Here is a 22,609-nt window from a genome sequence, read left to right as displayed (position 1 = left end):
TGACGCAGCGGCTTCGTCCGCGGGCGTGTGCGCGCTGTACGTAGCGGTACGCGTGGGGAGAGGCGCGAGCGATGACCGTGCGGGACGACGAGGTGGGGAACCAGCCGAGGCGGCGACCGGACGACGATCCGGGGACCGGAGTCGTGGTCGCCTTCGGACGGCAGTTGAAGCTGCTGCGGATCAGGGCAGGCCTGGACCGCGCCGAGTTCGGCAGGAGGATGGGGTACTCGGCGGAGACGGTGGCCTCCATCGAGCAGGGCAGACGCATCCCGCAACCTCGGTTCATCGAGCGGGCGGACGAGGTGCTGAACGCCGGGGGTGTGCTGATCGCGCTGAAGGATGAGGTAGGGCGGGCGCAGTACCCGGCCTTCTTCCGCGACATGGCACGCCTGGAAGCCGAGGCGGTCACTCTTCACGTGTACGGAGCACTGGCTGTGCCAGGGCTGCTGCAGACCGAGGACTACGCGAGGGCCGTGTTCACGATGCGGCGTCCGCTCCTCGACGAGGAGACGGTGGAGCAGCGGGTGAACGCGCGGCTGGCGAGGCAGGAGATCTTCTCCCGGCGCCCACTGCCCACGCTGAGCTTCGTCATCGAGGAGTCGGTGCTGCGGAGGCCGATCGGGGGCCGGCTGGTGCTCAAGGGACAGCTGGAAGCAATCCTGCTGCACGGCCAGCGGAGGAACGTAGAGATCCAGATCATGCCTACCGACGTGACGGAGCATTGCGGATTGGCTGGACCGTTCACCTTGATCGAGAAGCGGGACGGGCGGAGGATGGCGTATGTGGAGGTGCAACGGACCAGTCGCCTCTACACCGAACGTGCGGGGGTTCGGGACGCTGAGGAACAGTACGGCATTTTGAGGGCTCAGGCCCTGACCCCGTGTGCGTCGCTGACCTTCGTCGAAGGACTCCTGGGAGAGACATGACCCACAGCGTGAGCGAGCCGACCATCCCTGAGTCGGCCTGGTTCAAGAGCAGCTACAGCAGCGGCGAGGGCGGCGAGTGCATCGAGGTCGCCGAGACGGGCGGAGCCGTATGGGTCCGTGATTCCAAGCGACCCACGGAAGCCAGGCTGTCCTTCGGGCCCGCAGCCTGGACCGGCTTCGTGCGGATGGCCGCAGGACGCTGAGTCCTCACTATGTGTCGAGACATTCTCGGGGAGACCATGAGCGTCCGCGTCGCGCATGGCGTGCCAGAAGCCGCCTGGTTCAAGAGCAGCTACAGCACCGGTGGCGGTGGTGAATGCGTGGAAGTAGCTGCCGTAGCGGACGTTGTCCACGTCCGGGATTCGAAACGGCCGGCAGAGGCCGAGTTGTCCTTCGGCTACGCAGCGTGGGCCGGCTTCGTGCGGATGGCCGCAGGACGATGAGCTGATCCGCTGGGAGGTGCCGGGGCCCGGTGCGCGCACGTCTTACCGGGCCCCGACCGGCTCAGATGTCCTCCAGTCCCTCCTCCCGGCGGATCATCCGCCAGGCCGCGCGGCGGGCGCTGCGGTCGAGACTGGACTTGAAGTCGCGGTCCGTGCCGAAGTACCGCTTGCCGAGCGTCGCGATCGTGGAGACATGGTCCATCATGTTCTCCTCGAACTTCTTGTCCCAGACGATGCCGAAGTTTGTCTCGTCGTTGACGAGTGCGGCGGCCCGGACCTTCGGGTCCTCCTTCGTGGCGTTGAAGGCCGGGAGGACGTCCTCGTCCCTGAAGTCCGTGCCGAACTTGGCGTTGAACTGCTCGATCAGTTTCGACAGCAGTGACTTCTCGGCGTCCTTGGCGCCGCCCACCCCGTCACCGAAGCCCTTCAGCTCGGCGGAGCCCTCGGGCCGGAGAGACACATCGTGCTCGCCGGTCTTCTCGAGGCGCAGGTGACTGAGGTCGATCTCTCCTATGTCGACGCCACCGTCCGCGCGGCGCGGCAGCCGGTTGAGGAGGTAGCGCCCGTAGAGGTACAGCCGTTCCAGCTCGGGGTCGTGGTACGGGACGATCTGCGCGAGGAAGCCGTACTTGCGGACGTAGTCGTGGAGATTGGCCCGGAAGTCCTCGGCGGTCTCCACGTCGTCCTCGTCCTCGCTTTCCAGCAGGTGAGTGAAGCGGGTGACGGCGGGGGACAGGAGCCGGTACAGCTCGGCGTGCAGCTTCTCCCACTTGGACTGGGAGCCGCCGGCCTTCTCCTCTGCTTCGAAGTACGCGGCGACGAACTCGTCCATGTCCTGCTCGGAGATGACCGGGGCGGACATGACGCGGCTCTGGGCCGTGTAGAGGAGGTTGGGGTCGGAGGGCAGGGTGTGCGCCTCCTCGAAGTACGGGCGGAAGGCGTCCTGGATGTCCTCGGCCTCGTTGACGAAGTCCAGCACAGCCAGGTCGGCCTGAGACTTGCGTTCCGCGGTGCGGTTGAGCCGGGAGAGCGTCTGCACGGCGGAGATACCGGTCAACTTCTTGTTGACGTACATCGTCGTCAGAAGCGGCTGATCGAACCCGGTCTGGTACTTCACGGCGACGACCAGGATCCGGTACTCCTGCTGCCCCTTGCCGCCGGCCTTGACGGCTTTGTCGTCGGCACGGGTGTAGGCGAAGGCCTTGGGCAGTGCGCTCTCGGGAAGACCGCCGTTCTCCTTGCTCTCGGTGGTCTCCTCGCCGTCGATGGTGAGGGGCCCGGAGAAGGCGACGAGCACACCCAGGTCCGGGTACTTGATGTGGTAGTCGCGGTCCTTGATGTAACTGCGGATGGCGCGGGCCATCTGCACCGCCGAGAGGCGGGAGGCCGTGACCACCATAGCCTTGGCGCGACCGCCCAGCCGGCCGCGGGTGTGAGTGACGAAGTGCTCGACGATCACCTGGGCGTGCTGGGAGACGGTGTGCTCGTGGGTGAGCGCGAACCGGGCGAGGAGAGAGTTCGCCCTGGAGGGGTCGACCTCCTTCTCGTCCGGGTTCTGGTTCACCAGCTTCCAGTAGGTCTTGTAGGTGACGTAGTTGCGCAGCGGGTCGAGGATGAAGCCTTCCTCGATGGCCTGGCGCATCGAGTAGGTGTGGAAGGGACGGTAAACGGTCTTGCCGTTCTCCGTGCATTCCGTGCCGAAGAGTTCGAGCGTCTTCGCCTTGGGTGTGGCGGTGAAGGCGAAGTAGGAGAGGTTCGCGGCGCGCGAGCGCTCGATGGCCTTCGCCTTCAGCTTGTCGTCCACGGTGACCGTGGTCGCGCCTTCGTCGTCGGAGTCCGCGTCCAGACCGAGATCGCGCAGCGCGGACTTCACGGCGGTGGCGGCGTCCCCGGACTGGGAGGAGTGCGCCTCGTCCACGATGATGGCGAAGCGGCTGCCCTGGATCTCGGTGGGGTTGCGCTTCATGTAGTCGAGCAGCGCAGGGAACGAGTGCAGGGTGACCGTGACGATCTTCCCGGTGTCCCGGGAGAGGGCACGGGCGAGCTGCTCGCTCTTGGCGCCGTGCTTCTCGTCGACCTTGACCACCAGGCCGTCCGTCTGCGAGAAGCTGCCGACGGTCTCCCGGAGCTGAGCGTCCAGGTTGCGGCGGTCGGTGATGACGATGACCTTGTCGAAGACCGGCTCGCCAGGGGTGATGCGGCGGTCGGCGACGGCTTCCGGGTCGAGGGCGCTCGGGTTGGTGTCGGCGTGCAGGTCGCTCAGGCGGTGGCTGAGCCAGCCGATGGTGTTCGACTTGCCGGAGCCCGCGGACGCCATGATCAGGTAGTTGTGGCCGGCGCCGTGCGTGGCCGCGTGCGCGGTCAGCTTGCGCACCACATCCCACTGGTGGAAGCGGGGGAAGATCGTCGACTTGGTGGTGCCGCCGCCGGGCGTCTTGCGCTTCTGCTGGTGCACGAAACGCTGAAGGAGATCCAGCCAGTTGTCCCGCTGCCAGACCTCCTCCCAGAGGTAGGAAGTGGCGTAGGCGCCGGGGGTGGCCGGCGGGTTGCCGGCTCCGCCGAGCTGGCCGGGTCCATTCGACCCGGTGTTGAAGGGCAGGAACTGGGTTCTTTTCCCGCGCAGTTGCGTGGCGACGAAGACGAGGTCCGGGTCGACGGCAAAGTTCGCGATGACACGACGCGTGAAGATCAGCTCGGTCGGGTCGCGGTCGGTCCGGTACTGCTCCTTGGCCTGCTCGACACCCTGCCCGGTGAGCGGATTCTTCAGCTCGGCCGTGGCGACCGGGATGCCGTTGAGGAACAGGGTGAGGTCGAGACGGTGGCCCCGGTCGGTCTGCTTGGTGGCGTAGGGGAGTTCGCGGACGACGGTGAGGCGGTTGGCGCGGTAGCCGTCGAGGACCGAGTCGGCCGAGATCAGGTTCGGCTTGAAGTAGGCGACGTGGATACGGACCCCGCGGTCCTTCACGCCGTTCCGGAGCACCGCGAGTAACCCGTCCTCGGCGATGGCCCGGTCGAGGCGCCGCGCGAAACCGCGCTGAGCTTCGTTGGGGTCGCCGCCGTAAACGGTGAGCAGTTCGTTCCACTCGTCGGGCTGGGTCTCGCGGATAAAGTCGTAGAGCTCGTTGGTGTCGAGCCCGAGTTCGGGCTGGTAGTCCTCGGGATTCGCCTCCCGCCAGCCCCGCTCGCAGAGGGCGGCAACGATGTGAGACCCGAAAGCGGACTCGTCGTGCACGGGGCTCATACGGCGACTCCTTCGGTTACGTTGCGGCCACTGGCGGTGGTGACGTCGAACTGACCGGTTACGGCGGCGGTGATGAGGGACTGGCGGCGTTCAGTGAGTAGTTGAGCCTGCTGTTTGATCTTGGAGCGAAGACCATCCACGACCGAACGTTGCCGGTCGACGCGCCGGACCAGATCGTGCTGCGCGTCGAGGGGCGCGTCTGGGAGGGGCCAGGCTTTGACCTCATCAAAACGGATGTTGGCCATGGACTGAGAGGCTCCGTTCGAGGATGCGGCGCACAGGTCACGAATCCTGCTTCCACGTGCCACCGTCGCTACGAATGCTGCGGTGACGCGCTGGTCGAGGCGCACCCGGAAAATCTTGTCCGAGAGGAGGAGCTTTCCCCGAGTCCGGGGTACGACCGCGGCCGAACCGACGAGCTGCGGTGTGTTCGCTCGGGTGATCAGAAGGTCCCCTTCCCGTACCTCGTGCCTGACGTCGGGTTCCAGGTCGAGAGGAAGACGCTTGTTCTCGCCCGGGAAGAACCGCCCCGGGCGTAGACAGCTGACCTTAAGGACACCCCATTCATGGGGGTCAGCAGGAGAGGCTTCGGCTTGGGGACTTGTTCCCTGATCGACACCGCGAAGGAATCGTCTAAGAGGGACGGTCCCCCACTGCCCCACGAGGTCGTCGATCATTGAGTCTAGTTGTGCTCTTTCCCGTTCGTCGAGCTTGTCCATCACAAGGCCCTGTAGACGGGTCAACTCATCAATTCGGGCGGTCTCGGCATCGAGGAAGTCGGCGATGCGGCGCTGCTCCTCCAAGGGGGGAAGCTCGATAGGCAATGCCCGGACGCGCTCAGCGCTGATGTGATAGATGTTTGCGCCCGTCGCAATAGAAGCAAAGAGTCCACTCGCGAAAGCTGATCGGGTCCACCATGCGAGGAAACGTCCGTCAGTGGTGCCCGCGCGAGGTCGCATCCTCAGGAGGGTGTTTTGGAAACAAACGACTCCGTCGATTTCTCCCTGCCATACCGCCGAGGCACCTACGGATCTTAGGCTGCCGCTTCCTTCGGTGACAAGGACGTCGCCAGCGCGGAGGGAGAAAAGTTGCTGTTCCGCGGGGGTGAAGTTCATTGACTTGACATCCGTCAGGTCAAGAACCCCATCTTTCACGTTGGCGGCTCGCAAATAGGGAACCATGTGAGATCCGAAGTCGTGCTGCGGTGTGCGCTGACGCCCTAGAGTGACGTCAGCGGCGCTACGCACAGTTGTTGTGCGCCTCATTCCGTAACCTCCCCCAACAGCCCCTGAATCTCCGCCTCCAACGCCTTCAACTCCGCGTCGATCTCCGCGAGTGGCCGCGGCGGCTTGTACACATAAAAGTGCCGCGTGAACGGAATCTCGTACCCGATCTTCGTCTTGCTGTGATCGATCCACGCGTCCGGCACGTGCGGGTGGACCTCCCGCTTCAGGTACTCCTCGACGTCCTCGTCCAGCGGCACGTTCTCGTAGTCCCGGAGCTCCGGGTCCGGCTCCGGCTCGCCCTTGACGAGTTGCACCTCGCCCTCCGGGTCGCGGACGCCGACGACCTCTCGCAGCGCCTTGTTGAACGACGCCCCCGTGGGCCAGGTCCCGCCGGCCTGGACCACCGCGTCCTTCAGTGCGAGCCAGGCCTCCTGCTTGGTGCTCCAGCTTGTACCCGTCAGGGACTTGAAGGCGTCCGCCAGAAGCGGGGCCTGCGGCAGCTTCTGGATCGCCTTGGACTTTTCCAGCGCCGCCAGCGTCTCCTCCGTGATCTCGAACCGCAGCTTCAGCGGGCGCTCGACCGTGATCCGCTGGTAGCCGAAGTCCTCGTTCCGGAAGACCTTCACCTTGCTGTGCAGCGGGTGCTCGGGGTCACCCGCTACGGCCAGGGCCTCGCCGTAGAGCTTGACCACCGTGGCGATGTGCTCCTGGCCCAGCTCTTTACGCTTGTCGCCCAGCGACTTGCGCATCTTCTGCCACTGGTCGCGCGCGTCCAGCAGCACGACCTTGCCCTTGTGGTCCGGGCTCTTCCTGTTCGTCAGGATCCAGAAGTACGTCGAGATGCCGGTGTTGTAGAAGAGCTGGTCCGGCAGGGCGACGATGCCCTCCAGCCAGTCGTTCTCCAGGATCCAGCGGCGGATCTCCGATTCGCCGGAGCCGGCGGCGCCGGTGAAGAGCGGCGAGCCGTTGAAGACGATGGCGATGCGCGAGCCGCCCCCGCCGTTGACGTCGACCGGCTTCATCTTCGAGATCATGTGCTGGAGGAACAGCAGGGAACCGTCGTTGATGCGCGGCAGGCCCGCGCCGAAACGGCCGGCGTCGCCGAGCGTCTTGTGCTCGTGCTCGACCTCGTCCTTGACCTTCTTCCAGTCCACGCCGAACGGCGGGTTGGCCAGCATGTAGTCGAAGGTCTTGCGGGCGTGTCCGTCGTCGGAGAAGGAGTTGCCGAAGGCGATGTTCTCCGGGTTCTGCCCCTTGATCATGAGGTCGGACCGGCAGATCGCCCAGGACTCCGGGTTCAGCTCCTGCCCGAACACCTCCACGGTGGCGTCCGGGTTCAGCTCCTTGATGAGGTCGTCCATCGCCGAGAGCATGCCGCCGGTGCCGCAGGCCGGGTCGAGGACCGTGCGCACCACACCCGGGAGGTGCAGCGCGTCGCCGTCCGGGGCGACCAGGAGCTGCACCATCAGCCGGATGACCTCGCGCGGTGTGAAGTGCTCACCGGCCGTCTCGTTCGACTGCTCCGCGAAGCGGCGGATCAGCTCCTCGAAGATGTAGCCCATGTTGTGGTTGGGCACGACCTCGGGGCGCAGGTCCAGGTCGGTGAACTTGCCGATGACCTGGTAGAGCAGTCCCGCGCCGTCCAGCCGTCTGACCTGCTGGGCGAACTCGAAGCGGTCCAGCACGGCCCGCGCGTTGTCCGAGAACGCCCCCACGTACCTCTGGAGGTTTTTCGCCGCGTTCTGCGGGTCCGCGGCGATCTTCTTCAGGGTGAGACGGGACCGGTTGTAGAAGGAGTGGCCCGAGGCCCGGCGCAGGAAGCGGTCCGGGTCGATGTCGCCGTCCTTGTACTGGTCCGCGATCTCGGCGACCTTCTCGCGGGTCGGTTCCAGCACGCATTCCAGGCGCCGCAGCACCGTGAACGGCAGGATGACCTTGCCGTACTCGGACTGCTTGTAGTCCCCCCGCAGGAGATCGGCGACGGACCACGCGTGGTTCGCCAACTCCGTGTGCTTACTGCTGTCCAATGGGATCCCCGGATCCTTCCTGAATGTCCCAAACCCCACCGTCCCGGTCAGTGCGCCGACGGGGACGGTCTGCCGATTGTGGTCTATGTGCGGAGGCCGTGTGTCTAGCGGGGTGAAACGTCACCCTCGGTGTCACCTGCTGCCGGCTCCCCCGTCGGGAGCAGCTGGCCGCCGGTGAGGCCGCCGGCCAGCAGCCGGGCCGTCTGCTCCGCCAGCCGTGTCGCGCGCTGCGCTTCCGCGCGCAGTGCGTGCACCCGCCGGAACGCCTCCCCGTACCGCCGCTGCTCCTGCAGCGGCAGCAGGGGGACGCGCAGTCGGCCGGGGTTCACCGTGCGCACCGTGCTGCCCGTCGATGCGCCCGCGATGTTCTCCTCCGCGCCGAGGAACCCGGCGAGGAACCATGCGTCCAGGCGCGCCGGGTCCGGGCGGAAGAGGTGGATGTGGAGGCCGAGCAGCGCCCCGCTTTCCTCCTCGCCGGCGACCCGGGCCATCGGGCCGTGGCCGCCGGGCACCGCCCGCACGAGCACGTCGCCGGCCGCGATCACGGGCGCGGCCTCCGCATGCAGGTCGGCCTCGCTCCCGGTCGCTGCCACCCCGTCGGCGATATCCGACGCGGTGAGGACCGGCCGGCCGGCGACCGGCGCCGCCTCGCCGGCACGGTCGTCCGTGCGCCCGCGCCCGCTCTCGGGTCCGGTGCGCAGCACGCTGAGCGCACCTCCGCGGGCCAGGTCCGCCACCGTGGCCGTACGCCACTGGCGCGCGGAGTCGCCGGCCGCGCTCCAGTCGTCGTAGCCGGCGGCGCGGCCGAGGGCCTTCGCGGTGGTCACCAGGTCCTGCCGTGCCGCCTCGGCCTTCGCGGCGAGCGCCGCCGGGTCCACCTCGGCCCGCGACGCCCGTACGAGACGGGCCGGGGCGAGGTCCACCACGTCGTCCAGCAGATCGACCACTGTGACCGCGCGTGCCACCCCGGGCTCGCCCTCGAAAGTTTCCGGGTCCTTCGTGAATGCCTGCCATGCCCTCAGCGCCCGCCGGCTGATCACGGCCCAGTCCACCGAGGCGGAACGGCTGCTGCCGCGCGTCCGTGTCGTGGCGGCCGTACCGGCAGGGCCCGTCGGCTCGGACGCCGACGCCGCCGTGTCCACGAACAGCACGGACCGGCGTTCCGGGCCGCCGGGTTCCGGGCGCTGCAGAATCCAGATCTGCAGCCCGATGTGGAGTGGCACCGAGGCCCCGGTCGGGAGGGCGATCACCGCGCGCAGCGCACCGCTGCGGACCAGCTCGGTGCGGATGCGCCGGCCCGAGGAGCGGCTCGCCGTGGCCGGCGGCAACAGCAGGACCGCATGACCGCCCGGTGTGACATGGGAGAGAGCGTGCTGCACCCAGGCCAGCTCGGACTCGGCGCGGGCGGGGACGCCGTACGCCCACCGCGGGTCGTAGGCCAGCTCGTCGTGGCCCCAGTCCCGCACGCCGTACGGCGGGTTGCACAGCACCGCGTCCGCGAACAGATCAGGAAACGCGTCCGCGCGGAGGCTGTCGGCGGCGCGCACGGTGACCGTGGCCTCCGGCGCCGTGAGCATCAGCTCCACCGCACTGCGGCGGACCTGTACCGGCAGCATGTCCTGCCCGTACAACTCTCCGGCGCCCCGGCGGGCTGCGGCCGCCAGCAGGGTGCCGCTGCCGCAGGCCGGGTCCAGGACACGTGACGGGGTGCCCGGGAGCAGCTGGGCCAGCAGGTCGGCGAGAGGTGCCGGCGTGCGGTAGGTACCGCTCGCGGCACTGTCCTCCAGGTCCCGCTCCGCCAGGACGTCGGCCGCGGCACGGCCCCCCGCGTCCCGGACACAGGCGTACAGCGCGCGGAGCACGGGCGCGTCGGCCGGCCGGAAGTGGACGTCGTGCGCGCCGGGTACGGCGTCGGGCAAGGCGGCGACGTCGCGCTCCGCCCGGGCCGCCAGGTCGGTGTCCGGCAGCTGTTCCGTGATGGTGAGCTCCTCGGCCGGCCGGCGTGCGGCGGCCAGGGTGAGCAGCAGCAGATCCGCGGTGCCGGTGCCGGAGGTGCCGCCCGGCGCGTGGAGACGGAGGGTCGTCCTGAGTTCCTCCGGCGGGCTGGCCGCCGATGCGTGTCCGCGGGACGCGAGCCAGGCACGGACGGCCTGGAGGTCGTACAGCGGGCTGCTGTCCGTGCCGCCGGACGGCGCCGGGAAGTCGGGGTGCCGACGACGCCAGTTGCTGACCGTTGCACGAGTGACTCCGGCGATACGGGAGATCTCGGCAGCGGTCACCTGCGCGGATGGCTGTGGCATGGGCACGGTCCTGGTGTCTTGGAAGTGAACGTCAACAACCTACAGCGCCTGTCAAGCGCCTCAACGTGATTGACGACGCTTTCACGGCTGTGCTTATCTGTTTCCGTTTCCAGTCGCAGTGCCTGCCGACAAGGCCTTCGTGCGGTGTCGGCTGCTGCCGCCCTGGCGTGCCGCCGTGACACCCAAAGCTCCTCGTCCCGGCGGGCATCGAACCCGCCTGCTCGCAGAACTGCTGCTCACACAACTCCTGCTCACAGAACTCCGGGGGGAGACCATGCGCCTCACCATGCCGACCGGCGTCGTCGAAGGAACCCAGCTCACCGTCATGCCGTTCCGCGACGACGCCGTGATCGGGACGATGTCCGTTCCCACACTCGTCCAGCTCGTGCCGTCGCCTCGCACGGAGGAGGATCCGCGGCGGCTCAAGACGGCCTCCGGGCTCGTGCGCCGGCACGCCGAGCTGCGGGCGACCGTGCAGCGGACGTTGAAGTCGTCGCAGAAGGGGAAGAACGTCGGGCCGTACGCCGAGTACATCGCGGCCGGGCTGAAGGGCGAGCTGGGCGCGGCCTGGTCCACGCCGCCCATCACTCTGTGGCACGCCGGCCCGCTGAGCGCGATCGGCGACGAACTCGTGCCGGGCACCGGCCTGCGCACGCTGACGATCACGCCCGGCACCCTGGTGATCGCCATAGACGGCGAGACCCAGACCACCGCCTGGCACGACCTGTACGACGACCCGGAGCCCTACGGGCTGACGTATCCGGAACTCGCCCGGGTGCGCGTGCCGTTCGAGCTCTACATCGACCTGGCCCCGTCGGACGCCCGGCAGATCTTCTACGACCGCAACGTGCAGGGCGTGGCCGTCGCGAAGAACCTCGCCATGTCCATGGACCAGCGGGACTTCGGAACCCGCCTCGCACACCTGGTCGCGGACTCCGTCAAGGTGGACGTCGACGGCCGGTGCGTGCCGTTCGCCCGGCTGGTCAACTCCAGCAAGCGACAGGTGTCCGCATCGGACCGCGAGGTGGTCACCCTGTCCGCGCTGCGCTCCCTCGTGGTGACCGCCCTCTTCGGTCGCAGCGGACTCGCACGGTCGGCGGAGTCGGTGTACGAGGACGAACTGCCCGCCGGCGTCCGGCCGGAGGAGGCCGAGACCCTGGTCGTCCCGGTCCTGGCCCGGCTCGTCTCCGAGCACTTCCCCCACTTCGCGCGCCGCAGCGCCATCACGGCCCCCGCGGTCCTCGCCGGCCTCGGCATCGCCGTCCATCACACCCTGCCGTGGAGCGACCCGGCGTCCCGCATCAGCACCGAGGAACTGGACCAGATGCTCGCGGGCATCCGCTGGGAGCGGCAGGCGGCCTACTGGGACGGCGTCGCCGCCAAGACCGGCTCTTCGGGGCGGCTCAACTTCAGCGGTGGGGTGAAGGACTCCGGAGGCCGTGTGGCCGACGCGATCCTCTACCCGGCCACCGAGAACGGCCGCCGCATCCGGGGGCTGTGACCGGCCCGCGGACCCACCGCACCGCGAAGGCGCCACCCGTGCCGCCCCCAGGCGTCCCCGCACGACGACGGGTCGGCCCGTCACTCCGGGCACCACGTATCCCGCACTCCACACCACTGAAACGGAGCACGTTCATGACCATGCGCACACCCCGACCGCAGTCCGGCCACGGACCGAACGGCCCCCTCGGGCCCGGCACACCCACCGGCCCCGGCCGGCCTCCGCGCAGTCGCAAGCGGTGGCTGCAGTACGGAGCGGTCGCCCTGATCTCCCTGGCCCTCGGCGTCGGCATCGGCAGCAACGGCAGCTCGGCCGACGCCGGAACGAAAGCGACGGACGACACCGAGGCCGGGCCCCGGCCGACGGTGACCGTCACCGAGACGACAGGCGACAGCACCGGCAAGGACAAGAAGGAGGGCCCGGCGGACCACTTCTCGGGCGAGGGGGAGTACGTCGTCGGCGAGGACATCGAGGCCGGGACCTACCGGACGGCCGGGCCCGAGGGCGGATTCGGCTGCTACTGGGAGCGCGCCAAGGACGCCAGCGGCGAGTTCGGCTCCATCATCGCCAACAACAACCTCCAGGGACCTGGGCGCGTGACCCTGCACCAGGGCGAGTACTTCAAGACCAACCGGTGCCAGGAGTGGAAGAAGGTGGGCTGAGCCGCCGGGGCTCGCGAGAAGTGTGGCCCTTCCCTCCGGGGGAAGGGCCACCCCTCACGGATACGACACCACGGTCGACGGCACCGTGTCCGTGCCCGAGGTCGGGGCGCCGGTGTCGTTGATGACGTGGGCGAACTGGCCGTTGCCGCTGAGGGAGACCACGAGCAGGTCGTGGAACGTCACGCCCGGGCGGTTCGGGGCGGCGAAGCCGTGGTCCTGGACGATGGTCGGGTCGACGTTGTAGTAGCAGTAGCTGCCCAGGCCCCAGCCCTCGTGCTCGGTGACGGCGTCGCCGACCTTGTAGGCCGCGTAGCCGCGGACCGAGCCGTCCTGGACGGCCGCCTGGTTCGGGGCGTCGTAGGCCTTCTCGTTCTGGAAGAAGATCGTGCGGCCGCGTTCGCCGTTCCACTGCACGTCGTACTTGTTGAAGTGCTCGACGAACAGGCCGGTGCACAGCACGTCGTCGCCGTTGACGACGACGCCGTAGTCGGCGCGGTTGGTGTCCCAGCCGACGCCCGTGCCGTGGTCGGCGCGCCACACCCAGGTGTGGTCGACGATGGTGTGCCGGCTGTTGATCACCATGCTGGTGGTGGCCTTGCCGGCGCCCGCGCCGCCGATGCGGACGAAGACGTCCTGCACCGTGATCGGGTCGGCCGAGTGGTCCTGGGAGGCGCCCTGGGGGCCGACCTCCAGCAGCGTCTCGGAGTTGACCGGGCCGGCGTCGATGAGGAAGCCGGCGAGGCGGACGCCGTCCACGTCGGCGACCCGGACCGCGGTGGTGCCGTTGTCCGGGACGATGGTGGCATAGCCCAGGCCGAGCACGACGGTGCCCGCGCGGTCGATCCGGATGGGCTCGTCCACGTGGTAGACGCCCGGGGTGAGCAGCAGGTGCAGGCCCTGCTCCAGTGCCTGGTTGAGGGTCGCGGCCGTCACGCCGGGCTGGGCGACGTAGAACTGCGTGAGCGGCAGCGAGGTGCCGCGCGGGGTTCCGTTGCCCCAGGACACACCCCGGGCGTCGGTCCGCTTCTCCGGCAGGAACACGCGGAACTCGTCGCCGTCGAGGTGGAGGAACGGCTTCTCACGGGAGACGGGGGTGGTGTCGAGCGTGGTGTACGGCGGGTCGGGGAAGCCCTGCGCGGGGGCGCCCTCGACGCCGGAGAACACCATGTTCCACACGCCGTTGCTCCAGCCGCCGACCGCGCTGTCGCGGGTGTACCACTGCTGCTGGGAGTACGGGGTGACCTGGCCGTCGATGCGGCTGTCGGCGACGTAGCCGCCGCTGGCCCAGCCGTAGCCGGAGGGGGCGAGATTCAGGTCGCCGCGCACATGCATGCGGCGGAACGGGGCGGCCTGGGCGACGGCCCAGCGGTTGCTGCCGCTGACCGGGACCAGGGCCAGGTTCTCCGCCGAACGCCAGAAGTTCTGGGTGGCGTTGCCGTCGAACCAGCCCGCGTCCACCGTGACGTCGCCGTTGATGGTGGTGTCGTCGGGGGACAGGCCGAGGCCGGCGATGGAGGTGTAGAAGCCGATCTGGGCGTTCAGCCCCTGGTAGGTGCCGGGTTTGAACAGCAGGGCGTAACGGCCGGTGCCGAACTGGTCCGACTCCTGGCGGCGGAAGATGTCGTCCAGTGTGGCCTGGATGTCGGGCGTGGACGGGTCGAAGACGTACACGTTGGGGCCGAGGTCGCCGCCGCCCTGCAGGGCGCGGGTGCCGGTGCGGGCGGTGGTGCGCGCGGTGCCGCGGGCGGCGTCGTCCTGCGCGGATGCCGGTGCGGCCGTCAGGCCCGCCAGCAGGGGAGCGGCCGCGGCGGAGGCCAGGACGGCCCGTCGGCCGAGGGCGCCGGGCGGCATGGGGCGGCCGGCGGAGCCGTCGGTGCGGCCGGGTGTGGGGGAGTCGGAGGACATGGCGGCTCTCCTGGTCTTCAGGAAGTGAACGATGGGGGGATCCGAGAGCGCTCTCTCGCGGGTGAATGCTTCACGTGGGTGAACGGAGCGTCAAGGGGTGCGACGCAGTCGGTGTCTGGTGCGCGGGGTGACGGGGGGTTCGTCAACTGGCCGGACAGGCACGCTTCTTCGGGCGTGACGGTGCCCAGGGGGCCGTCGGGCGGCGTCGATATCCAACCGTTGCAATGTGCGGAGCTGGGGCGTTTGCCGCTGGTCAAGGGGTGGATGCGGGGGCCGTGGGGCGGGGCGCGGCGTCCCGTCGGGCCGCCCCGGTGCGCGGATGTCGTTGCCGGATCCCTTGACGGACCCATCCGGCCGGGTTTAACTCACGTCCTAAATTAAGCCATGAGGCGGCTTAGGAAGTCGAACGGGGAGCGAAGTCGCGTCGACGCCGGTCGCCCCTCAGGGTTCTCGACTCCCGGAAAGGGACACCAGGAGCCATGCGCAGCATCCGAGCCGCGGCCGTAGGCGCCGTCACCCTGTCTCTCGCCCTGACGGTTTCGGCCTGCGGGGGCGGGACGCCGACGGGCGGCGGGTCGAACGACTCGCCCAAGACCCTGACGTACTGGGCCTCCAACCAGGGCGCCGGCATCGAGATCGACAAGAAGGTCCTGCAGCCCGAACTCGACAAGTTCGAGAAGCAGACCGGGATCAAGGTGAAGCTGGAGGTGGTGCCCTGGAACGACCTGCTGAACCGGATCCTCACCGCCACCACCTCCGGCCAGGGACCGGACGTGCTCAACATCGGCAACACCTGGAGCGCCTCGCTGCAGGCCACCGGCGCGCTGCTGCCGTGGGACGAGAAGAACTTCGCCGCGATCGGCGGCAAGGACCGCTTCGTCGACTCCGCGCTCGGCTCCACCGGCGCCCCGGGCAAGGACCCGGCCGCCGTCCCGCTGTACTCCATGGCGTACGGGCTCTACTACAACAAGAAGATCTTCGCCGAGGCGGGCATCTCCGAGCCGCCGGCCACCTGGGCCGAGCTGATCGCCGACGGCAAGAAGATCCAGGCCCAGGGCAAGCAGGCGCTCGGCGCCGAGGGCGCCAGCCTCAACGAGAACGTCCACCACGTCTTCGTCTTCGCCAAGCAGCACGGCGCCGACTTCTTCACCGCCGACGGCAAGCCCGACTTCACCTCCGACAAGGTGGTCGCGGCGGTCAAGCAGTACGTCGACCTGATGGCCGAGGACAAGGTCGTCCCGCCGGGCAACGCCGAGTACGCGCAGAACCAGTCGGTGAGCGACTTCGCCAAGGGCCGCACCGCCATGCTGCTGTGGCAGACGGCCTCCGCCAACCTCAAGTCCCAGGGCATGAACCCGGACGACTACGGGGTCGCGCCGGTGCCCGTGCAGTCCGGCACCCCGGGATCCGGCACCCGGATCAACTCCATGGTCGCCGGCGTCAACGTCGCCGTCTTCAACAACACCCACAACCTGGACGGCGCCAAGCAGTTCGTGAAGTTCCTGACCAGCGACGAGGAGCAGAAGATCCTCAACAAGGCGTTCAGCTCCATTCCGCCGGTCAAGAGCGCGCAGGCGGACCCCGCGTTCAACACCCCGGAGACCGCCGTGCTGAAGAACACCCTGGCGACCAGCGCCGCCGCGCTGCCCCAGGTGCCGTCCGAGTCGCAGTTCGAGACGACCGTCGGAACGGCCGTGAAGGAGCTGTTCGCCGACGCCGCCGCCGGCCGCGCGGTGACCACCGAGTCGGTCAAGGCGAAGCTCCTCAAGGCTCAGCAGCAGATGCCGGCGAAGTGAACACCATGACGACCACCGTGGACGCCGGCCTGCCGGCCATACAGAAGTCCTCCGGGGCGGCCGGCCCGCGCCGTGGGCGGCCCGGCCGCCCCGGGCGGGCCGGGCGCGCCTGGCTGCCGTATCTGCTGCTCCTGCCCGCGCTCGTCCTGGAACTGCTGGTCCACCTGGTGCCGATGGTGATCGGCGCGGTGATGAGCCTGAAGGAGATCACGCAGTTCTACATCCGCAACTGGACCGCCGCACCCTGGTCGGGCTTCGACAACTACCGCATCGCGGTGGACTTCGACGCCCCGGTCGGCGAGGCCCTCCTGCACTCCTTCGTCGTCACCGTCGGCTTCACCCTGCTGTCGGTCGCCCTGTGCTGGCTGATCGGCACCGCCGCCGCGATCTGCCTGCAGGACGGCTTCCGCGGCCGCGGCCTGCTGCGCACCCTGTTCCTGGTGCCCTACGCGCTGCCGGTCTACGCGGCCGTCATCACCTGGGTGTTCATGTTCCAGCACGACAACGGCCTGGTGAACCACGTCCTGCACGACCAGCTGCACCTGACCGACGAGCCGTCGTTCTGGCTGATCGGCGACAACAGCTTCTGGGCGCTGCTGACGGTGTCGGTGTGGAAGGGCTGGCCGTTCGCCTTCCTCATCGTCATGGCCGGCCTGCAGAACATCCCCCGCGAGCTGTACGAGGCGGCCGCCCTGGACGGCGCCGGGATGTGGCAGCAGATCCGCCAGATCACCCTGCCGTCGCTGCGCCCGGTCAACCAGGTCCTCGTCCTGGTGCTGTTCCTGTGGACGTTCAACGACTTCAACACCCCGTACGTGATGTTCGGCAAGGCCGCGCCGCAGGCCGCGGACCTGATCTCGGTCCACATCTACCAGGCGTCCTTCGTCAGCTGGGACTTCGGCACCGGCTCGGCGATGTCCGTGCTGTTGCTGCTGTTCCTGCTGGTCGTCACGGGCGTGTACCTGGCCGTCACCTCACGCGGACGCAGGAGTGCCGATGTCTGACACCTACCGCTCGCCGATGGCGCCGCCACGTTCCTTCCTGTGGACCCGGCGGATCTTCCTCACTCTGCTCTCCGGCTTCGTCCTGGTGCCGGTGTACGTGATGGTGTCCAGCTCGCTCAAACCCCTGCAGGACGTGTCGGGCACGTTCCGCTGGCTGCCCAGCGGGCTGACGATCCGCCCGTACATCGACATCTGGTCCACGGTCCCGCTCGCCCAGTACTTCGTGAACTCGCTGATCGTGGCGGGCGCGGCCACGGCCGGCTCGGTGGTCGTCGCGGTGTTCGCCTCCTACGCGGTCAGCCGCTACTCCTTCCGCGGCAAACGGGTGTTCACCGTCACCGTGCTGTCCACCCAGATGTTCCCGGGCATCCTCTTCCTGCTGCCCCTGTTCCTGCTGTACGTCAACATCGGCAACGCCACCGGCATCGCCCTGTTCGGCTCCCGCGGCGGGCTCATCCTGACGTATCTCACCTTCACCCTGCCGTTCTCCATCTGGATGCTGATCGGCTACTTCGACTCGGTGCCGCGCGACCTGGACGAGGCCGCCCTCGTGGACGGCTGCGGACCGCTCGGCGCCCTGTTCCGGGTGGTCGTGCCGGCCGCGATCCCCGGCATCGTCGCCGTCGCCGTCTACGCGTTCATGACCGCCTGGGGCGAGGTGCTCTTCGCCTCCGTCATGACCAACGACACCACCCGGACGCTCGCCGTCGGCCTGCAGGGCTACTCCACCCTCAACGACGTCTACTGGAACCAGATCATGGCCGCCTCGCTGGTCGTCAGCGTGCCCGTGGTCGCCGGCTTCCTGCTGCTGCAGCGCTACCTCGTCGCCGGACTGACGGCGGGAGCCGTGAAGTGACCGGCGAGGGGCCCGCCTCCGCCACGACATGTGAAGGGACCTTCGTGACCATCGACCTCGCCGCGTTCCCGCACGACTTCCTGTGGGGCACGGCAACCTCCGCCTACCAGATCGAGGGTGCCGTCGCCGAGGACGGCCGCTCGCCGTCCATCTGGGACACCTTCTCCCACACCCCCGGCAAGACCGACAACGGCGACACCGGCGACGTCGCCTGCGACCACTACCACCGCTGGCGCGAGGACGTCGACCTGATGCGCCGCCTCGGCACCAACGCCTACCGGCTGTCCGTCGCCTGGCCGCGGGTCCTGCCCGACGGCGACGGCCAGGTCAACGCCAAGGGGCTGGACTTCTACGACCGGCTGATCGACGCCCTGCTGGACGCCGGCATCACCCCGTTCGTCACCCTCTACCACTGGGACCTGCCGCAGGTGCTGCAGGACCGGGGCGGCTGGCCGGAACGCGCCACCGCGGAGGCGTTCGCGCACTACGCCTCGGTCGTCGCCGAGCGCCTCGGCGACCGGGTGACCCACTGGGCCACCCTCAACGAGCCGCTGTGCTCGGCCTGGATCGGCCACCTGGAGGGCAAGATGGCCCCCGGTCTGACCGACCTGACCGCCGCCGTCCGCGCCTCCTACCACCTGCTGCTCGGGCACGGCCTGGGCGTCCAGGCGATCCGCGCCGCCGTCCCCGACGCCGAGGTGGGGCTCGTCGTCAACCTCTCCCCGGTCCGTCCCGCCACCGACCGTCCCGAGGACGTGGCGGCGGCCCGCCGGCAGGACGGGCACGTCAACCGCTGGTGGCTGGACCCGGTGCACGGCCGGGGCTTCCCCGCCGACATGCGCGAGGTGTACGGCGTCGACCTGCCCGAGCGGCCCGGCGACCTGGACACCATCGCCGCACCCCTGGACTGGCTCGGCCTCAACTACTACTTCCCGGCCTGCATCGCCGACGACCCCGACGGCCCCGCTCCCCGCGCCCGCGCCGTGCGCCGCGAGGGCGTGCCCCGCACCGCGATGGACTGGGAGATCGACGCCACCGGCATCGAGACCCTGCTGCTGCGCCTGGCCCGCGAGTACGGCGCCCGCAAGCTGTACGTCACCGAGAACGGCTCGGCGTTCACGGACACCGTCCGCCCCGACGGCACGATCGACGACCCCGAACGCCGGCACTACCTGGAGCAGCACGTCGCCGCCTGCGCCTCGGCCGTCCGCCAGGGCGCTCCGCTGGCCGGCTACTTCGCCTGGTCCCTGCTGGACAACTTCGAGTGGGCGTACGGCTACGACAAGCGGTTCGGCCTGGTCCACGTCGACTACGCCACCCAGACCCGCACCGTCAAGGGCAGCGGTCACCGGTACGCGGAGATCGTGCGCGCACACCGGGAGGCGACCGCACCGGCCGCCTGAGGACTCCCCGGTGGGCGCGGCGGCGGGAACTCCCGCGCCCACCGGGGCACCAGCCGGCCGGCCTCAGCCGGCCTTGCGGGCCACCCCGCCGTACATCCCGATCGCCGGGGCGTCGGGCCGCAGCGGCACCTCGGGCCGCCAGTGGGTCACCGGGACCAGGCCCGGGTCCACCAGCGTGAAGTCACCGAAGAACTGTGTGATCCGCTCGTGGGAGCGGAGGACCAAGGGGGCGGTCGCCTCGTTGTAGACGGCGGCCGCGTCCGCGCGTCCGTCCTCGTGGACATCACCCGTGCCGTGCGACAGCACCAGGCAGGACCCGGCGGGCAGGGCGTCGCGCAGCGTGGCGACGATGCCGTCCGGGTCGTCGGAGTCGGCGAGGAAGTGCACCACCGCGACCAGCAGCAGCGCCACCGGTCGGTCGAAGTCGATGAGCCGGCGCACCTCCGGATGAGCGAGCAGCTCCTGTGGCTGCCGCAGATCCGCCAGGACCACGGAGGTGTGGTCCGTGCCGTCCAGCAGCGCCATCGAGTGCGTGCTGACGATCGGGTCGTTGTCGACGTAGACGACCCGGGTCTCGGGGGCGATCGCGTGCGCGACCTGGTGGACGTTGGGCTCCGTCGGCAGGCCCGTGCCCACGTCGAGGATCTGCCGGATGCCGTACTCGCCGACCACATGCCGCACCGCGCGGAGCAGGAAGTCCCGGTTGGCCCGCACCCCCTCCCGCACCTCGGGGGCCTTGGCGATGACCTTCTCGGCCGCCACCTGGTCGACCTCGTAGTTGTCCTTCCCACCGAGGAAGTAGTCGTACATACGGGCCGGGTGCGGCCTGGTCGTGTCGATGCCGTCGGGGCGGATGCGGCTGCCGCCGCTGCCGGGGGAGGTCATGGATGCCTGGCTCCGTCCTGTGTCCACTGTGGTGAGAGCGTGACAGGCTGCCGAGCCGCGGGCGGCCCGCCCGGAGCGGCGCACGGCCCGGCCCGGGGCACCGGTGGCCCGGGGCTCGGCGGGGGCGCTCGGCACGGGACCTCCTCGGGGCGCTGTGGGCGCCGGACGCGACGGCTGGGCAGCGGCACATGGGCCGGAGATCACCGTAATGGACGTCGGCCGTCGAGAGCGACAGCCTTGTGTTTTCCGGGAGTTGAACCGTCGGGGCACGCGGCCCCGGCGATCCTGGGCGGCCGGTCGGAGAGGGCGCCGCGGACCGGGGACGGGCCGGGAATGGGCGCGCACGGCGTTCCGGTTGACGACGGTATGACCCAGGACACATCTTCGGCCTCCGCGTCCGACGACGCCCTGCTCGCCCTCCTCGCCCAGGGGCACGACGGCGTGCTGGTCACCCTCAAGAAGGACGGCCGGCCCCAGCTGTCGAACGTCGTCCACGTCTTCGACCCTCAGCGGCGCGTCATCCGGATCTCCGTCACCGACGACCGCGCCAAGACCCGCAATGTGCGCCGCGACCCCCGCGCCTCCTACCACGTCACCTCCGCCGACCGGCGCGCCTACACGGTCGCCGAGGGCACCGCCGAGCTGACCCCGGTCGCGGCGGACCCGCACGACGCGACGGTGGAGGAACTGATCGGCCTCTACCGAGCCGCGCTCGGCGAGCACCCGGACTGGGACGACTTCCGCGCCGCCCAGGTCCGCGAACGGCGCCTCGTGCTGCGGCTGCACGTCGACCGGGTGTACGGCATCACGCACGTGCCCGGCGAGCACAGCTGACCCCGTCCGCTCCGGCCGTGGCCGGCCGCCGCACGGCGACGCGGCACCGGCACGCCGCGGCCCGGACCACCGCCGTGGTGATCCGGGCCGCGGGAACCGGTCGGGAACAGGGCTACGGACGGGTGTTCCACTCCGCGATCACCGGCCGGTCGTGCTCCGTGGACAGCCGGCTGACCGTGCCCGTCTCCAGCCGGAACAGCCGCCCCTCGACCGGGGGCAGGCCCAGCCAGCGGGCGGTGAGCACCCGCAGGAAGTGGGCGTGGGCCACCAGGACCACATCGCCGTCGCCCCGGGCGAGATCCGCGCGGACCCGGGCGAGCACCCGGTCGGCGCGCCGCCCGACCTGCTCGGCCGACTCGCCCGGATGCCCCTCGGGCCCGGGCGGCACCCCGTCGGTCCACAGGTCCCAGCCGGGCCGGTCCCGGTGGATGTCGGCCGTGCTCACACCTTCGTAGCCGCCGTAGTCCCACTCGTGCAGATCCTCGTCCGGCACCGCGCCGGACAGACCCGCCAGCTCCGCGGTGCGCACCGCCCGCGCGAGCGGACTGGTGCGCACCGCGGCGAAGGTGCGCCGCGACAGCAGGGGAGCGAGCGACTTGGCCTGTTCCTCGCCGTGCGGGGTCAACGGAAGGTCGGTGTAGCTGGTGTGCTGGCCCGACAGGCTCCACCGCGTCTCGCCGTGGCGGACCAGCAGCACGTCCCCCATGGCCGGTCAGCCCTTCTTCTCGACCGCGTGGCCGCCGAACTGGTTGCGCAGGGCCGCGACCATCTTCATCTGCGGCGAGTCCTCCTGGCGGGAGGAGAAGCGCGCGAACAGCGAGGCGGTGATCGCGGGCAGCGGCACGGCGTTCTCGATGGCGGCCTCCACGGTCCACCGGCCCTCGCCGGAGTCCTCCGCGTAACCGCGCAGCTTCTCCAGGTGCTCGTCCTCGTCGAGGGCGTTGACCGCGAGGTCGAGCAGCCAGGAGCGGATGACGGTGCCGCGCTGCCAGGAGCGGAAGATCTCCCGGACGTTGTCGACGCTGTCGACCTTCTCCAGCAGCTCCCAGCCCTCGGCGTAGGCCTGCATCATCGCGTACTCGATGCCGTTGTGGACCATCTTCGCGAAGTGGCCCGCGCCGACCTTGCCGGCGTGGACGAAGCCGTAGGGGCCCTCCGGCTTGAGCGCGTCGAAGATGGGCTGGAGCCGCTCGACGTGCTCCTTGTCGCCGCCCACCATGAGCGCGTAGCCGTTCTCCAGGCCCCACACGCCGCCGGAGACACCCGCGTCGACGAAGCCGATGCCGCGGGCGTGCAGCTGCTTGGCGTGCTTGACGTCGTCGGTCCAGCGGGAGTTGCCGCCGTCCACGACGAGGTCGCCGGGCTTGAGCAGGGTGGACAGCTGGTCGATGACGTGCTGGGTGGGGCCGCCGGCCGGGACCATGACCCACACCACGCGGGGCTGGTCGAGCTGGTCGACCAGGTCCACCATGCTGGGCACGTCGCTCAGTTCGGGATTGCGGTCGTAGCCGATGACGGTGTGGCCGGCGTTGCGCAGACGGGTGCGCATGTTGCCGCCCATCTTGCCCAGGCCGATCAGGCCCATCTGCATCGCTGCCAT

At 69.6% G+C, this 22,609-nt stretch carries 18 protein-coding genes; 10 read left to right on the top strand and 8 right to left on the bottom strand.

Annotated elements, in window-relative coordinates:
• Nucleotides 1-71 precede the first annotated feature (71 nt).
• From OG899_RS03095 to OG899_RS03085, 3 genes are read left to right on the top strand one after another with little or no spacing between them, the layout of a single operon-like run.
• Nucleotides 72-926 (top strand): helix-turn-helix transcriptional regulator, encoded by an 855-nt coding sequence (locus OG899_RS03095; RefSeq protein WP_189428100.1) that lies wholly within the window; start codon nt 72-74, stop codon nt 924-926.
• Nucleotides 923-1,129 (top strand): DUF397 domain-containing protein, encoded by a 207-nt coding sequence (locus tag OG899_RS03090; protein ID WP_189428099.1) that lies wholly within the window; start codon nt 923-925, stop codon nt 1,127-1,129. Before OG899_RS03095 ends, OG899_RS03090 begins: the two co-directional genes overlap by 4 nt.
• Before the next feature lie 9 nt (nt 1,130-1,138).
• A complete protein-coding gene (locus OG899_RS03085) occupies nt 1,139-1,369 on the top strand; it encodes a DUF397 domain-containing protein (protein ID WP_373296064.1) in 231 nt (76 codons plus the stop codon).
• A 61-nt stretch (nt 1,370-1,430) separates the two neighbouring features.
• On the opposite strand, the gene OG899_RS03080 is transcribed toward OG899_RS03085, so the two are convergent.
• The 4 genes from OG899_RS03080 to OG899_RS03065 all read right to left on the bottom strand — a co-directional run bounded on the left by OG899_RS03080 (nt 1,431) and on the right by OG899_RS03065 (nt 10,163).
• Entirely contained in the window at nt 1,431-4,610 is a 3,180-nt protein-coding gene (locus OG899_RS03080) for a type I restriction endonuclease subunit R (protein ID WP_406310896.1), read from the bottom strand.
• Complete coding sequence (locus OG899_RS03075) at nt 4,607-5,791, bottom strand: restriction endonuclease subunit S (RefSeq protein ID WP_406310895.1); 1,185 nt, start codon at nt 5,789-5,791, stop codon at nt 4,607-4,609. The genes OG899_RS03080 and OG899_RS03075 overlap by 4 nt, the downstream gene beginning before the upstream one ends.
• Nucleotides 5,792-5,871: 80 nt before the next feature.
• Nucleotides 5,872-7,863: a class I SAM-dependent DNA methyltransferase gene (locus OG899_RS03070; protein WP_251506232.1), complete on the bottom strand. Its 1,992-nt coding sequence runs from the start codon at nt 7,861-7,863 to the stop codon at nt 5,872-5,874.
• A 104-nt stretch (nt 7,864-7,967) separates the two neighbouring features.
• Nucleotides 7,968-10,163 (bottom strand): N-6 DNA methylase, encoded by a 2,196-nt coding sequence (locus OG899_RS03065; protein WP_189428094.1) that lies wholly within the window; start codon nt 10,161-10,163, stop codon nt 7,968-7,970.
• A gap of 274 nt (nt 10,164-10,437) precedes the next feature.
• On the opposite strand from OG899_RS03065, the gene OG899_RS03060 reads away from it, so the two are divergent.
• Together OG899_RS03060 and OG899_RS03055 are read left to right on the top strand one after the other, a co-directional pair.
• Nucleotides 10,438-11,664 (top strand): DNA sulfur modification protein DndB, encoded by a 1,227-nt coding sequence (locus OG899_RS03060; protein ID WP_189428093.1) that lies wholly within the window; start codon nt 10,438-10,440, stop codon nt 11,662-11,664.
• Between the two features lie 134 nt (nt 11,665-11,798).
• Nucleotides 11,799-12,326: a hypothetical protein gene (locus tag OG899_RS03055; RefSeq protein ID WP_406310894.1), complete on the top strand. Its 528-nt coding sequence runs from the start codon at nt 11,799-11,801 to the stop codon at nt 12,324-12,326.
• 54 nt (nt 12,327-12,380) lie between these two features.
• Here the strand turns inward: OG899_RS03055 and OG899_RS03050 are convergent, their stop codons facing one another.
• Nucleotides 12,381-14,231 carry a coagulation factor 5/8 type domain-containing protein gene (locus OG899_RS03050; RefSeq protein WP_406310893.1) on the bottom strand — a complete coding sequence of 617 codons (1,851 nt, stop codon included), beginning with the start codon at nt 14,229-14,231 and terminating at the stop codon, nt 12,381-12,383.
• A gap of 479 nt (nt 14,232-14,710) precedes the next feature.
• On the opposite strand from OG899_RS03050, the gene OG899_RS03045 reads away from it, so the two are divergent.
• From OG899_RS03045 to OG899_RS03030, 4 genes are read left to right on the top strand one after another with little or no spacing between them, the layout of a single operon-like run.
• Complete coding sequence (locus OG899_RS03045) at nt 14,711-16,027, top strand: ABC transporter substrate-binding protein (RefSeq protein WP_168132257.1); 1,317 nt, start codon at nt 14,711-14,713, stop codon at nt 16,025-16,027.
• Nucleotides 16,028-16,032: 5 nt separating this feature from the next.
• Nucleotides 16,033-17,031 (top strand): carbohydrate ABC transporter permease, encoded by a 999-nt coding sequence (locus tag OG899_RS03040; protein ID WP_406310892.1) that lies wholly within the window; start codon nt 16,033-16,035, stop codon nt 17,029-17,031.
• Complete coding sequence (locus OG899_RS03035) at nt 17,024-17,887, top strand: carbohydrate ABC transporter permease (RefSeq protein WP_125498443.1); 864 nt, start codon at nt 17,024-17,026, stop codon at nt 17,885-17,887. Before OG899_RS03040 ends, OG899_RS03035 begins: the two co-directional genes overlap by 8 nt.
• Nucleotides 17,888-17,931: 44 nt before the next feature.
• Nucleotides 17,932-19,290: a GH1 family beta-glucosidase gene (locus OG899_RS03030; protein ID WP_125498442.1), complete on the top strand. Its 1,359-nt coding sequence runs from the start codon at nt 17,932-17,934 to the stop codon at nt 19,288-19,290.
• Nucleotides 19,291-19,353: 63 nt separating this feature from the next.
• On the opposite strand, the gene OG899_RS03025 is transcribed toward OG899_RS03030, so the two are convergent.
• Nucleotides 19,354-20,175: an SAM-dependent methyltransferase gene (locus tag OG899_RS03025; protein WP_125498441.1), complete on the bottom strand. Its 822-nt coding sequence runs from the start codon at nt 20,173-20,175 to the stop codon at nt 19,354-19,356.
• Between the two features lie 366 nt (nt 20,176-20,541).
• Here OG899_RS03025 and OG899_RS03020 point away from each other — a divergent pair, with 366 nt between their 5' ends.
• Nucleotides 20,542-21,009, top strand: coding sequence for a PPOX class F420-dependent oxidoreductase (locus tag OG899_RS03020; protein WP_125498440.1), 468 nt, complete (start codon nt 20,542-20,544; stop codon nt 21,007-21,009).
• Between the two features lie 112 nt (nt 21,010-21,121).
• Here OG899_RS03020 and OG899_RS03015 read toward each other — a convergent pair whose 3' ends face one another.
• Together OG899_RS03015 and gnd are read right to left on the bottom strand one after the other, a co-directional pair.
• Nucleotides 21,122-21,715, bottom strand: coding sequence for a histidine phosphatase family protein (locus OG899_RS03015; RefSeq protein WP_125498439.1), 594 nt, complete (start codon nt 21,713-21,715; stop codon nt 21,122-21,124).
• 6 nt (nt 21,716-21,721) lie between these two features.
• The gene (gnd, locus tag OG899_RS03010; RefSeq protein ID WP_125498469.1) at nt 21,722-22,600 is read right to left on the bottom strand and encodes a phosphogluconate dehydrogenase (NAD(+)-dependent, decarboxylating); all 879 of its coding nucleotides are present in this window, start codon (nt 22,598-22,600) and stop codon (nt 21,722-21,724) included.
• Nucleotides 22,601-22,609: the final 9 nt, after the last annotated feature.

Source organism: Streptomyces thermoviolaceus, from assembly GCF_045209695.1.
GTDB lineage: Bacteria > Actinomycetota > Actinomycetes > Streptomycetales > Streptomycetaceae > Streptomyces > Streptomyces thermoviolaceus.
This window is presented reverse-complemented; position numbering and strand designations above follow the sequence as displayed.